This window comes from Kitasatospora sp. CB01950, assembly GCF_001905465.1.
GTDB lineage: Bacteria > Actinomycetota > Actinomycetes > Streptomycetales > Streptomycetaceae > Kitasatospora.
Genome location: NZ_LISX01000008.1, coordinates 370,177 through 382,485, shown reverse-complemented (window position 1 = coordinate 382,485; position 12,309 = coordinate 370,177). Strand labels below are relative to the sequence as shown.

Genomic DNA, 12,309 nt, shown 5'->3' with positions numbered 1-12,309 from the left:
GGCATGCAGGATGACCTCCCCGGCCTCGGCGGCCCCAACCAGCCCTACAGCCCCGACGGCCCTGCCCCCCTCGGGGCGGACGCCGTGCTGGCCGGACTCGACCCCGAACAGCGCGCCGTGGCCACCGCCCTGCACGGCCCGGTCTGCGTGCTGGCCGGCGCCGGCACCGGCAAGACCCGGGCCATCACCCACCGGATCGCCTACGGGGTGCGCAGCGGCGTCTACCACCCCGCGCAGGTCCTGGCCGTCACCTTCACCGCCCGCGCCGCCGGCGAGATGCGCGGCCGGCTCCGCCAGCTCGGCGCCGAGGGCGTCCAGGCCCGCACCTTCCACTCCGCCGCGCTGCGCCAGCTCCAGTACTTCTGGCCGCGCGCCATCGGCGGCGACGTCCCCCGCCTGCTGGAGCGCAAGGTCCAGCTGGTCGCCGAGGCCGCCGGCCGCAGCGGCCTGCGCGTCCAGCGCACCGAACTGCGCGACCTGACCGCCGAGGTCGAGTGGGCCAAGGTCACCCAGGTCGTCCCCGACGACTACCCGACCGCCGTCGCCAAGTCCGCCCGCGAGGCCCCGCGCGACCCGGCCGAGATCGCCCGGGTCTACGCCACCTACGAGCGCACCAAGCAGGAACGCGGCCTGATCGACTTCGAGGACGTGCTGCTGCTCACCGCCGCGATCCTGGAGGACCGCCCGGAGATCGCCGCCCAGGTCCGCTCCCAGTACCGGCACTTCACCGTCGACGAGTACCAGGACGTCTCCCCGCTCCAGCAGCGCCTGCTGGAGCAGTGGACGGGCAGCGACGGCGGCGCCAGCCTCTGCGTGGTCGGCGACGCCAGCCAGACCATCTACTCCTTCACCGGCGCCACCCCCGACTACCTGCTGAACTTCCGCCACCGCCACCCCGAGGCGACGGTGGTCAAGCTGGTGCGCGACTACCGCTCCACCCCGCAGGTGGTCCACCTGGCCAACGGACTGCTCTCGCAGGCCCGCGGCCAGGCCGCCCAGCACCGCCTGGAGCTGATCTCCCAGCGCGAGGCCGGCCCCGAGCCGGTCTACCGCGAGTACCAGGACGAGCCCACCGAGGCCGAGTCCACCGCCCGGCTGATCCGCGACCTGCTCGGCACCGGCGTGCGGGCCAGCGAGATCGCCGTGCTGTTCCGCACCAACGGCCAGTCCGAGGTGTACGAGCAGGCCCTCTCCGACCTCGGCATCTCCTACCAGCTCAAGGGCGCCGAGCGGTTCTTCGAACGGCCCGAGGTCCGGGAGGCCGGGGTGCTGCTCAAGGGCGCCGCCCGGGCCGCCGACGACCCGCTGACCTCCGGCGCGCCCGACCTCGCCGCGCAGGTCCGCGCGGTGCTCGCCACCCGCGGCTTCTCGGCCACCGCCCCGGCCGGCTCCGGCGCGGTCCGCGAACGCTGGGAGTCGCTGAACGCGCTGGTGCGCCTCGCCGAGGAGTTCGAGACCGCCCGCCGCGCCGCCGGGGAGAGCGCCGACCTCGCCTCCTACGTCGCCGAACTCGACGCCCGGGCCGCCGCCCAGCACGCCCCCGCCGTCGAGGGCGTCACGCTGGCCTCGCTGCACGCCGCCAAGGGCCTGGAGTGGGACGCGGTGTTCCTGGTCGGCCTGAGCGAGGGCACGCTGCCGATCATCTACGCCAAGACCGACGAGCAGATCGAGGAGGAGCGCCGGCTGCTGTACGTCGGCGTCACCCGGGCCCGCCGCTTCCTCACCCTCTCCTGGGCGCTGTCCCGCTCGCCGGGCGGCCGCGCCTCGCGCAAGCCCACCCGCTTCCTGGACGGCCTGCGCCCCGGCTCCTCCAGCCCCGGCGCGCGCACCCGCGGCGGGCGCGGGGGCGTCGAGCCCGGCGCGGACCGCTCGGCCGCGCGCCGGGCGCGCGGGCCGGTCAAGTGCCGGGTCTGCGACCGCACCCTGACCGACGCCGTCGAGCGCAAGCTGCGCCGCTGCGAGGGCTGCCCGTCCACCATGGACGAGGCGCTGTTCGAGCGGCTGCGCGAGTGGCGGTCGGCGCGCGCCAAGGAGCAGGGCGTGCCGGCCTACGTGGTGTTCACCGACGCCACCCTGACGGCCATCGCGGAGGACGTGCCGGGCAGCCTCGCAGAGCTCTCCCGGATCTCCGGGGTGGGCGCCATGAAGCTGGACAAGTACGGCTCTGACGTGCTCTTGTTGTGTGCGGGGGAGAGTCCGGAGCTCGTGGGGGAGCCCGACGGGGAGCAGGCGCAGGACTCGCCCGGGGACGAAGCCTCGGAGCAGGCCGGGAACCCGCCGGAGAACTCGCCGGAAAAATAGTTTGCGCGCCGCATGTAAGGCGCAATAGCCTGCCGGAGCGGTCAAGGGGACGAGGCCGCAACGCTCGCAGAGGGCTTGTTTCTGCGTGCGCTGACCATCAACCAGATATCGGAGCCCGGGGGACTGGGCACCGCGAGACGCCGAGAGGAGGCGAGTTCAGTGTCGACGAAGACGATCATCAAAATGACCGACCCGATGTCCACCCTCGCCATGCCCACGCGCGTCCTCGTGCCGGGTCTGGGTCTCGACGTGGCCGGCGGCAACGCCGGAGTCCTGCTAGTTGCCGAGCACTGCCTTGTCAGTGGTCGTGGCAATGCTGAGGGCACCCGTGTCGAGGCGGGTCCGTCCCGTGACTGGTCCATGTTTGTCGACGGCGTCTCGCTGTCCGACGAGCGACCGATCAAGGCACCGAAGGCAGTAGCGGCAGAAGCGGCCCATGGGCGCTATGCAGCCGTCGTCGGTGCCGGAGTCGAGCAGAAGCAGCAGCAGATCATTCTGGCCACGGCCGCCGTCAACGGCGCCGATGCCGTCCGGAAGCAGGCTTTCCGCGGGCCTGGACCCTGGAGCGAACGACCCTGACGCAACTCGTCAGGGCGGTGCCTCCAGGGCCGCGGAAACCCAGCAACCGGGTTCCGCGGCCCTTCTGTTTTGTCCGGTACGCACGACCTACCCAGGCCCCCTCGGGGCCTCCGGCCGAACTCGAACAACGAGAGCGGCCGGATCCACCAAGAAGACGAGGAAGACGCCCACAGTGTCCACGGTCATCACACCGCCGCCCCTCCCGTCCGTACCCGACAAGACCGTCAAGGCCGATCAGGCCGACCCCCCGGAGGTAACACTCATGCAGCTCACCGCCATCGACGAGGCCGACTCGCTCGGGCTTCCCATCCCGTGCCGGGCCTTCGACCCGGAGGTCTTCTTCGCGGAGACGCCCGCCGACGTCGAGTACGCCAAGTCGCTGTGTGGCACCTGCCCCGTCAAGGCCGCCTGTCTCACCGGTGCGCTCGAGCGCCGCGAGCCTTGGGGCGTCTGGGGCGGCGAGCTCTTCGTCCAGGGCGTCGTCGTCGCCCGCAAGCGTCCCCGTGGCCGCCCGCGCAAGACCGAGGTCATGGCGTGAACCCCGCAGCCAGGACCCGCACCGAAGGCGCAGCCGTCCGCAGGGGAGAGCAGCCCCCGCTGGACACCGCACTGCGCGACTCGGTACGCCTCGCGGCCGCCAAGGCCGACGCCGAACTCTCCCGTCCCTTCCCTTCTACGCACCACGAGCAGGACCACCACATGAACCCCGCCGGCATCGATCCCACCGTCCGCTCCGAGCAGACCACCGAACTTCAGATCCAGAACAGGACGCTCGAAATGAATCTTCTCCAAGAATCCCTGGCGCGTGCGCATATGCAGGAACGCCTCCACGAGGCCGAGGAGCAACGCCTCGGCCTGCGGGTGATGCGCGCGACGCGACTGCGTCGCAAGGCCGAGCAGGCCTCCCTGCGCGCCCGCAAGGCCCTTGCCGTCGCCCTGATGTGACGGCTGCTCCACCCCTGCCGGCCGGGCCCGCGCCCACGCCGGTGACCAACCCCTGAACGCCGATGGCCGACTCCCCGCCGGGGAGCCGGCCATCGGCGCGTCCCGGCCCGGCCGCCGCCGGCCCGGCCGCCGCCGGCCCGGGAGCCGCCACCGGCCCGGGCAGCGTGTGCCCGCTTCCTCCGCAGTCATGCCGATTCGACTGCGATCGCGACTGCGACTGCGACCGGTCCAACTCGTGCCGGTCGTACTGTCGTTCGGTGGTCGAACTGGTTCTGGAAGGATGGGTCGCATGTGGTCCTCCCTTCCGCTCGGCGAGCGGCTGCGCGCGGAGCTCGGCCCGCCGCGCAAGGCCCGCCGTCTGGTCAGCAGCCCGCGCTCCCGGATCTGGCGGGCCGAGCTCTCCGGCGTCCCGGTGGTGGTGAAGCAGCTGGTCGACTCGCCCGGCGTCGAGGAGCGCTTCGCGCGCGAGGCGGCCGCGCTGGCGCTCGCCTCCCGGAGGGCCGGCCGCACCGGCCGTCCCGTGGTGCCCGCGCTGCTCGGCACCGACCCCACCGCGCGCGTCCTGGTGCTGGAACGTCTGGTGGACCGCACGCCCGGCCCCGACTGGCTGGCCCACTACGCCACCGCGCTGGCCGGGCTGCACGCCAGTGCCCCCGCCGACCTGGACGACCTCGCCGGGACGGCCCCCGCCACCGCCCTGCCCACCTGGACCGGGCCGACCGGGCGCGACCTCGGCTGCTTCATCGCGCTGGCCCGCGCCCTCGACGTCCCCGCCCCGCCCGGCGCCCGGGCCGAGGCCGAGGACCTGCTCGCCCGGCTGTCCGCCACCCCCGTGCGGCACGCCCTGCTGCACGGCGACCCGTGCCCCGGCAACGACCTGCACACCGCCGACGGCGTCCGGTTCGTCGACTTCGAGCAGGCCGCGCTCGGCCCGGGCGCGGCCGAATTCGCCTACCTGCGCACGGGGTTCCCGACCTGCCGGTGCTCCACGGCCCCGCCGCCCGCCGTCCTGGCCGAGGCCGAGGCGGCCTACCGCGCCACCTGGCGGGCCGCCACCGGCACCGAGGCCGCCGGCCGCGCCGAACTCGCCGACGCCTGCGCCGGTTGGCTGCTGCGCGGCGACGCCCTCGTCCCCAGGGCCGAACGCGGCACCGCCGACTACCTGGCCCGCCTCCACCACGCGGACTGGACCTGGGGCAACACCACCGCCCGCCGCCGCCTGCTGCACCGCGTCCGGGCCGTCGCCGCCCTCGCGGACGCCGACACCGCTCTGCCGATCTTCGGCCGCTTCTGCGCCACCCTCGCCACCCGGATCCGCACGGCCTGGCCGACGGCGGGGCCGCTGCCGGGCGACCGCGACTGACTCCGGTCGGACGTCAGGCGCGGACCACCCGGATGCCGCGGCTCTCCATCAACCGGGCGAGCTCCTCCGGGTAGCCCGACCTACCGTCCTGGCCCGCTCTGCCCGCCCCAGGTGCCCCGCCCGCCCCGGCCGCCAACTCCCGCTCCGTCGCGACGAAGTCGTGCCAGACCAGGGTGAACGGCGGGACCGGCCCGAAGCCGCCGCCGAAGCAGTCCTTGAAGCCGTTCCACTCCCGCCCGTAGTAGCCGCCCGGGCCGTTGACCGCCTCGCCGAGGGCGCAGTGCAGGCCGGTCTCGTCCTCGACGCCCGCGCCCGCCAGGTGGTAGTCGCCGCCCGGGCGGTCCGGTCCGGGATCGCGCCGGTACAGCGCCAGCGACTGCCACTCCCTCTTGGCGGCGACGCTCAACCCCCGCCAGCTGCCCGGCTCTTCGGGCGGCCCCTGCTGCCACCGCTGCCAGGCCTCGCGGGCCGCGGAGCCCGGTAGGTCCCCGGGCGGGACCGACAGCAGCAGGTCGAGCAGGCCGCCGCCGAGGACCGACGGCCGGACGCGGTCGACGGCCAGCCCCGTGTGGAACCGGGCCATCACCCGGCCGGTGTCGTCCAGCGCCCACAGCTGGGTGTACGCGGGCCAGCCGAGGTAGCCGCCGTCCAGCTTCGCCCGCAGTGGTTCGGTGGGCTCGCAGCCGATCAGCCGCACCGGCAGCCGCGCGGGCTCGGCCGAGGCCACCGGCAGCCCCGTCACCTCCGCGCACGTCGTCGGCGGCTCGTCCCGGCCGCCCAGCAACTCGAAGCGCTCGCACGGGTCCTGCGCGAGGCGGAAGTCGTCCACCTCGCCGATTGCCGCCCCGACCACCACGTCGACCAGCGTCGGATCGGCGGAGTGCGGTCCGACTACGAGGACCTCGGCGTCCAGCAGCTCCCACGAGTACTCGCGCCCGGCCTCCGACAGCCCGACGAGCACCGCCGGGCCGAGTCGTCCGGCCGCAAGGCCCGGCGCGCAGCCGCGCAGCACCAGGACCTCGCGCGGTGGCGGTGGCGGGTCGGCGAACAGCCCCTCGGCGGCCGCGCACCGGCCGAGCAGCAGGTCGACGTCGATCGCGTCGTCGTCCTCGCCCTCCCCGACGATCAGGAACCGCACCGGGTACGGCCGTTCCCACGGCGGGTGGTCCGTCACTCGCACCTTCACCCCCCTTGGCGGCGCGGCTACTCGGCCTCGGCGAAGCCGGGGAGCCAGTGGAGGAGTTCCTCGTGCAGGCGGACGGTGGCGCCGAGTTGGCAGAGCACGCCGATGGTGGAGAGCGTGACCCGGTGGATGAGGAGGTAGGACGGCGGGAGGTTGAGCTGCTTGCCGAGGTTGTAGGCGGGGGAGCGCGGGTCGGCGATCCGGGCGGCCTGGGTGCGCATCCACTCGCGGCTGAAGGTGAACTCTTCGGCGCGGGTCGGTTCGATGATCGGCAGCAGGTAGTCGAGCATCGCGTCCGGGTCGAGCGAGATGGCGGGGCGGACGAACCCCTCCTGCTTGAGCAGCTCGTAGACGGCGCCGGCGTCTCCCGCGAGGGCGAGCCGCAGGGAGGTGCCGATCGGGCGGGGCAGGCCGCCGGGGAGGCGGTCGACGGTGCCGAAGTCGAGCACGCCGAGCTGCCAGGTGGAGGCGGCGCGGCCGGTCTTGACGAGCCGGAAGTTGCCGGGGTGCGGGTCGGCGTGCAGCAGGCCGGTGCGGGCCGGGCCGGCGAACAGGAACCGGGCGAGCAGCTGCCCGGCCCGGTCGCGCTCCGTCCGGGTGCCGTCGGAGATGACCTGGGACAGCGGCTTGCCGTCCAGCCACTCGGTGACCAGCACCCGCCCGGACTGGGCGACCACCCGGGGCACCCGGATGTCGGCGTCGTCGGCGAACTCCTGGGCGTGCAGCTGCTGCGACTCGGCCTCCAACCGGTAGTCGAGCTCCTCGGTGACCCGCTCGCGCAGCTCGGCGATCAGCGGCTTGATGTCCATCCCGGGGATCAGTGGGCCCAGCATCCGGGCCAGCCGGGCGAGTTGGCCGAGGTCGCTGAGCAGGGCGTCGCCCGCGCCCGGGTACTGGATCTTGACCGCGACGTCCCGCCCGTCCCGCCACACGGCCCGGTGCACCTGGCCGATGGAGGCGGCGGCGGACGGCTGGTCGGAGAAGGAACGGAAGTTGGCAGCCCAGTCCTCGCCCAGGTCGGAGGCCAGCACGGAGTGCACGGTGCGGGTCGGCATCGCCGGTGCGGAGTCCTGGAGCTTGGTCAGCGCGGCCCGGTAGGGGCCCGCGACGTCCTCCGGGAGGGCCGACTCGAAGACCGACATGGCCTGCCCGAACTTCATCGCACCCCCCTTCAACTTCCCGAGCGTGGCGAAGAGTTGCTCGGCGGTCTGGGCCTGGAGCTCGGCCGCGACCTCCTCCGCGGGGCGACCGCCGAGCCGCTTGCCGAGGCCCAGCGTGGCGCGGCCGGCGAAGCTCAGCGGCAGAGCGGCCAGCCGGGCCGTCCGGGAGACCGCCTTGCGCGGCATCTCAGACATCGGCCGCCTCCGTTCGGGCCGGGCCGCCGGCGACAGTCGTGGCCGGCGGCCGCAGGGCCGTCGCCGGGCGCGGGCGGGCAACCGGTCGCGCCGTGCCGGTCACTGCCTTGCGCGGTAGATCGCTCACCGGACCTCCAGATCAGCCGGACCGACCGGCGGCCCCCGCCGGCGGTGGTGCGGACTCCCCGGGCCCGCCCGACGCCCCTCCCCGCCGAGGCCCGCACGCTCCGGCGGCGGTGCGCCGGGCAGGGCGTGCGGTGGTTCGGCGAGGTTTCGCCGGACGGACCCGAAGGCATGTCCTAGGCCATTGTGCCCGCTTGAACGGGCGTGGCGGACTGCCACAGGCAACCGCAGTCGGGGTGACTGCGCAGCCGCAGGCGGCGCACCATGCCGTCGGCGGCGGACAGTTCGCACCAGCCGTCCACACTGGGCGGCAGCACCCCGTCCAGGTAGAGCTGGACGTGCAGCGCGGCGAGCCCGGCGACGGAGGCGGCGACCGCGCTGTCGCAGGCCGGGGCGCGGGGCCGGCCGGGGCCCTCGTCGATCAGCTGGGCCAGCAGCCGGGGCCAGGCCTCGTCCTGGTCGCGCCGGGCCAGGGTGGCGCAGCTGCCGCACGCGGAGGCCCCGGGGACGACCAACGGGCCGACCACACCGAGGTGTTCGAGCACCCCGGTGTACAGGTGCGGGATGCCGGCCCGCATCAACTCCTGGGCGTCCACGGCGGCCCCGGTGTACGCGGCCGAGCCGTCCCGCGGGGCGAGCACCACCAGGGCCGGCGGTGGCGGGCTGGCGGGCGGCCGCCGGTAGCGCTCGCCGACCGGGGCGCCGGTGGCGCGGTGCACCAACTCGCGGGCGGCGGTGGCGCGCAGCCGCCCGACGTCGGCCGGCGGGAAGCCGCCGGGCGCGCAGTCCCGGGCGGCGACCCGGCCGCGATCGAGCACCGCGACCTCGCCGATGCCGCCGGCGGCCAGCGCCGTGCCGACGGCCGCGCCGACCCGCCCGGCGCCGCGCACCTCGACCCGGGCCAGGGCCCGGCTGCGCAGCACGGCGGCGGCCTCGTCCGGGGCGGGGTGCACCAGGGACAGCGAGGAGACGTCGGGGCCGAGCAACTCGCCGCGCGCCGCCGGGTACAGCTCCAGCACGTCGTGCAGGGCCTCGGCGTCGTCCAGCAGTTCGCTCTGCCCGAGCGAGTCGAGCATGCCCTGGCAGTACTCCTCGCTCAGGCCGAGCCGTCTCCCGGCGGCGACCACCGCGGGCCCGTCCCGGGTGCCGTCGATCAGTTCCAGGAACAGGCAGAGTTTGCGGTCGACGCCCTCGATCACCCGGGCGTGACGGCGGACGGTGCCGAACTGAAGAGTCTGCTTCTCCCGCCAGAGCCGGGACAGGGCGGGCTTGATCACGGGGCGCATGTCGGTCCTCCAAGCGTCGGTCTCCGGCGTCCCGGTCGAGGCGTCGGATCAACTGGTGACCGCAGCTTGCCCGCGACCGTCCGCACACGGAAACCCGTTGTCCACAGACCCGTGCCGACTATCGGTTCATCACCGTGCACAGCCTGTGGATAACGCACCCGGGTGGTACCGGGGGCCGCGCCGTCCCGGTACCGGACTTCTGTCGTGACGACGGGGTAACGTCCTGTGCCATGGCAGCCGAACCGGACTCCCATCGGGCGGCGTCGCGTCGGCGTGCCCGGGCCGCCTCCGGGTCCACGGTCGCGGCGCCCGGTGCGCATGCCAGCACCGAGGCCGAACGGGCCCGCGGCCCCGAGCGCGGCATCGACCGCAGCAAGGTCGAGGTCCGCCGCAGCGCCCGCCGCAGCCGCACCGTCTCCGCCTACCGCGAGGGCGACCGCACCATCGTGCTGATCCCGGCCCGGATGTCGCACGCCGAGGAACAGCGCTGGGTGGCGCAGATGCTCGCCAAGCTGGCCGCGCAGGAGAAGCGCCGGGTGCTAGGCGACGAAGCCCTGCAGGCCCGGGCCGCCGAACTGTCCCGGCTGTACCTGGGCGGCCGCGCCGAGCCCGAGCACGTCCGCTGGGTGACCAACCAGAACTCCCGCTGGGGCTCGTGCACCCCCAGCGAACGCACCATCCGGCTCTCCCACCGCCTCCAGGGCATGCCCGAGTACGTCGTCGACTACGTGCTGCTGCACGAACTCGCCCACCTGCTGGTGCCCGACCACGGCCCCCGGTTCTGGGAGCTGCTGGACGCCTACCCGCGCACCGAACGGGCCCGCGGCTACCTGGAGGGCGTCGCCTCGGCCGCCCGCCTGCCGCACATCCCCGGCGCCCGGAACACCTGACGGACAACGACGGACCCCCGCAGGCCCGTCAGGGGCCCACGGGGGTCACGGAGGAACCTCAGACCAGCGCCCGGGCCCGCGCGACCAGGTCGCGCACCGAGTGGTCGGTGTCGGCGGGCAGCTGCTCCCAGCCGAACCAGCGCAGGTCCAGCGACTCCTCGCTGATCAACTCGCGCGCCCCGGCCGGGGCGAGGGCGACGTACTGGACGTCCAGGTGGACGTTCTCCGGCCGGTCCTTGCCCATGCAGCGCACGTGGTGCCGGTCCAGCTTGACCGGCGTGGTGCGGCCGCCGACCTCGAGCAGCTCCAGGTCGGCGATGCCGGACTCCTCGACCGCCTCGCGCAGCGCGGCCGCCGCGAGCGTCGCGTCGCCGGGCTCGCAGTGGCCGCCCATCTGCAGCCACATCCCGACCTTGGGGTGCAGCGTCAGCAGCACCCGCCCCTCGGCCGGGTCGACCACCAGCGCGCTGGCGGTGATGTGGCCGGGCACGCAGGCCCGCCACAGGCCGTCGGGGTTGGCCGCCAGGTGCGCCAGGTAGCCGCGGCGCAGCTCCTGCTGGCTGTCCTCGTCCGGCGCCCAGTCGGTCAGTGCCCGGACGGCATCGGTGTGCAGCGACGTCACTTGGCGTCGCCCTCCCGGCCGTCGTTGTCCTTGCCGTCGGCCTTGCCCTCGGCCTTGTCGTCGCCCTTGCCCTTGCCCTCGGCCGGGTCGTCGCCGGAAGCGGCGTCGCCCTTGGTCAGGTCGGGCTTCGCGCCGCCGCCGGCGGCCTCGCCGAGCAGCTTGGTCAGCGCGTCGAAGTCGAAACCGCCCTCGATCTCGGCGCTGGTGTCGCGGTGCACGAAGCCGTCCGGGTCGTCCAGGTCGGCGGCGGTGGGCAGCATGTCGGGGTGGCTCCACAGCGCGTCGCGGCCCTCGACGCCGCGGGCGTCGGCGAGCGAGGCCCACAGCCGGGAGGCGTCGCGCAGGCGGCGCGGGCGCAGCTCCAGGCCGACCAGGGTGGCGAAGGTCTGCTCGGCGGGGCCGCCGGTGGCGCGGCGGCGGCGAAGCGTCTCGCGCAGCGCGGCGGCGTGCGGCAGGTGCGGGGTGGCGGCGGCGTGCACGACGGCGTCGACCCAGCCCTCGACCAGGGCGAGTGCGGTCTCCAGCCGGGCCAGCGCGGCCTTCTGCTCGGGGGTGTCCTCGGGCTGCAGCAGGCCGCCGGCCAGCGCGTCCTGGAGGGCCTCGGGGTTGCTCGGGTCGAGCTGGCCGACCAGCTCCTCCATCCGCGAGGTGTCGACCTTGATGCCGTGCGCGTACGCCTCGACCGCGCCGAACAGGTGAGCCCGCAGCCACGGCACGTGGGCGAAGAGCCGCTGGTGGGCGGCCTCGCGCAGGGCCAGGTAGAGCCGGACCTCCTCGGCGGGCACGTTCAGCCCGTCGCCGAACTCGGCGATGTTCTGCGGCAGCAGCGCGGCCTTCCCGGCCGGGGCGAGCGGCAGGCCGACGTCGGTCGAGCCGAGCACCTCGGCGGCCAGCGCGCCGAGCGCCTGCCCGATCTGGGTGCCGAACATGGCGCCGCCCATGGAGCGCATCATGCCCATCAGCGGCCCGGCCACGGCCTGCATCTCCTCGGGCAGCACGCCGCCCATGGCGTTGCCGACCCGCTCGGCGACCGGGTCGACCAGGTCCTTCCAGACCGGCAGGGTGGCCTCGATCCACTCGGCGCGGCTCCACGCCACGGCCGCCGAGGAGGTGGACGGGAACTCGGTCGCCGAGTCCAGCCACAGGTCCGCCAGGCGGACCGACTCGACGACGGCGGTGCGCTCGGCGGCGCCCACCGAGCGGTCCTTGCTCTTGCCCTCGGGCTGCTCGGCGACCACGGTCTGCCGGGCGATGTTCTTGGCCAGCTCCCAGTTGACCGGGCCGCCCTCGAACGAGAGCATCTGCCCGAGCTGCTGGAACGCCGCGCCCAGGTCGTTGGGGTTGAAACCGCCCATCATCGCGGCGAACGGGTTGTCGCCGCCCGCCCCGCCGGCGCCGCCCATGCCGAACAGCGCCCCGAAGGGGTTTCCGTTGCCGAAGCCGAACGGCTGCTGCTGCGGGGTGGAGTCGCCCTGCTCGCCGTCCTTCTTGCCCTTGTTGTCGCCGTCCTCGGGCTCCTCGGGGGGAACGCCGAATCCGAAGGGGAGGTCGTTCACGGGGATCCTCGATCTGGTCGGCCGTCACGCGGGTGGTGTGGCGGGAAATTCTGTTGCCCGGAGGCTCCGGGCGGCTTCAATGGTCTCGCGGCCGACCGCGCCGGGT

General features: G+C 74.6%; 11 protein-coding genes. 6 read left to right on the top strand and 5 right to left on the bottom strand.

The window, feature by feature from the left end:
- The first annotated feature begins 3 nt into the window (after nucleotides 1–3).
- The 5 genes from AMK19_RS22160 (at nucleotide 4) to AMK19_RS22140 (ending at nucleotide 5,188) form a co-directional block, all read left to right on the top strand.
- Complete coding sequence (locus AMK19_RS22160; RefSeq protein WP_443135032.1) at nucleotides 4–2,301, top strand: ATP-dependent DNA helicase UvrD2; 2,298 nt, start codon at nucleotides 4–6, stop codon at nucleotides 2,299–2,301.
- Nucleotides 2,302–2,460: 159 nt separating this feature from the next.
- Nucleotides 2,461–2,880, top strand: coding sequence for a hypothetical protein (locus tag AMK19_RS22155; protein WP_073814435.1), 420 nt, complete (start codon nucleotides 2,461–2,463; stop codon nucleotides 2,878–2,880).
- Between the two features lie 172 nt (nucleotides 2,881–3,052).
- A complete protein-coding gene (locus AMK19_RS22150; RefSeq protein WP_143200328.1) occupies nucleotides 3,053–3,418 on the top strand; it encodes a WhiB family transcriptional regulator in 366 nt (121 codons plus the stop codon).
- Entirely contained in the window at nucleotides 3,415–3,825 is a 411-nt protein-coding gene (locus AMK19_RS38655) for a hypothetical protein (protein WP_143200327.1), read from the top strand. The genes AMK19_RS22150 and AMK19_RS38655 overlap by 4 nt, the downstream gene beginning before the upstream one ends.
- A gap of 289 nt (nucleotides 3,826–4,114) precedes the next feature.
- Complete coding sequence (locus AMK19_RS22140; protein WP_073814433.1) at nucleotides 4,115–5,188, top strand: phosphotransferase; 1,074 nt, start codon at nucleotides 4,115–4,117, stop codon at nucleotides 5,186–5,188.
- 13 nt (nucleotides 5,189–5,201) lie between these two features.
- On the opposite strand, the gene AMK19_RS22135 is transcribed toward AMK19_RS22140, so the two are convergent.
- From AMK19_RS22135 to AMK19_RS22125, 3 genes are all read right to left on the bottom strand, one after another.
- Nucleotides 5,202–6,368: a barstar family protein gene (locus tag AMK19_RS22135; RefSeq protein WP_143200326.1), complete on the bottom strand. Its 1,167-nt coding sequence runs from the start codon at nucleotides 6,366–6,368 to the stop codon at nucleotides 5,202–5,204.
- Nucleotides 6,369–6,391: 23 nt separating this feature from the next.
- Nucleotides 6,392–7,726 (bottom strand): ABC1 kinase family protein, encoded by a 1,335-nt coding sequence (locus AMK19_RS22130; protein ID WP_073814430.1) that lies wholly within the window; start codon nucleotides 7,724–7,726, stop codon nucleotides 6,392–6,394.
- A gap of 299 nt (nucleotides 7,727–8,025) precedes the next feature.
- Nucleotides 8,026–9,135, bottom strand: a complete 1,110-nt coding sequence (locus AMK19_RS22125) for a ThiF family adenylyltransferase (RefSeq protein WP_073814427.1) — start codon at nucleotides 9,133–9,135, stop codon at nucleotides 8,026–8,028.
- Between the two features lie 230 nt (nucleotides 9,136–9,365).
- On the opposite strand from AMK19_RS22125, the gene AMK19_RS22120 reads away from it, so the two are divergent.
- Nucleotides 9,366–10,025: a M48 metallopeptidase family protein gene (locus AMK19_RS22120; RefSeq protein WP_083647177.1), complete on the top strand. Its 660-nt coding sequence runs from the start codon at nucleotides 9,366–9,368 to the stop codon at nucleotides 10,023–10,025.
- Between the two features lie 58 nt (nucleotides 10,026–10,083).
- Here AMK19_RS22120 and AMK19_RS22115 read toward each other — a convergent pair whose 3' ends face one another.
- Together AMK19_RS22115 and AMK19_RS22110 are read right to left on the bottom strand one after the other, a co-directional pair.
- Complete coding sequence (locus AMK19_RS22115) at nucleotides 10,084–10,647, bottom strand: NUDIX hydrolase (RefSeq protein ID WP_073814425.1); 564 nt, start codon at nucleotides 10,645–10,647, stop codon at nucleotides 10,084–10,086.
- Complete coding sequence (locus AMK19_RS22110) at nucleotides 10,644–12,203, bottom strand: zinc-dependent metalloprotease (RefSeq protein WP_073814423.1); 1,560 nt, start codon at nucleotides 12,201–12,203, stop codon at nucleotides 10,644–10,646. Before AMK19_RS22110 ends, AMK19_RS22115 begins: the two co-directional genes overlap by 4 nt.
- Between the last annotated feature and the right edge of the window lie 106 nt (nucleotides 12,204–12,309).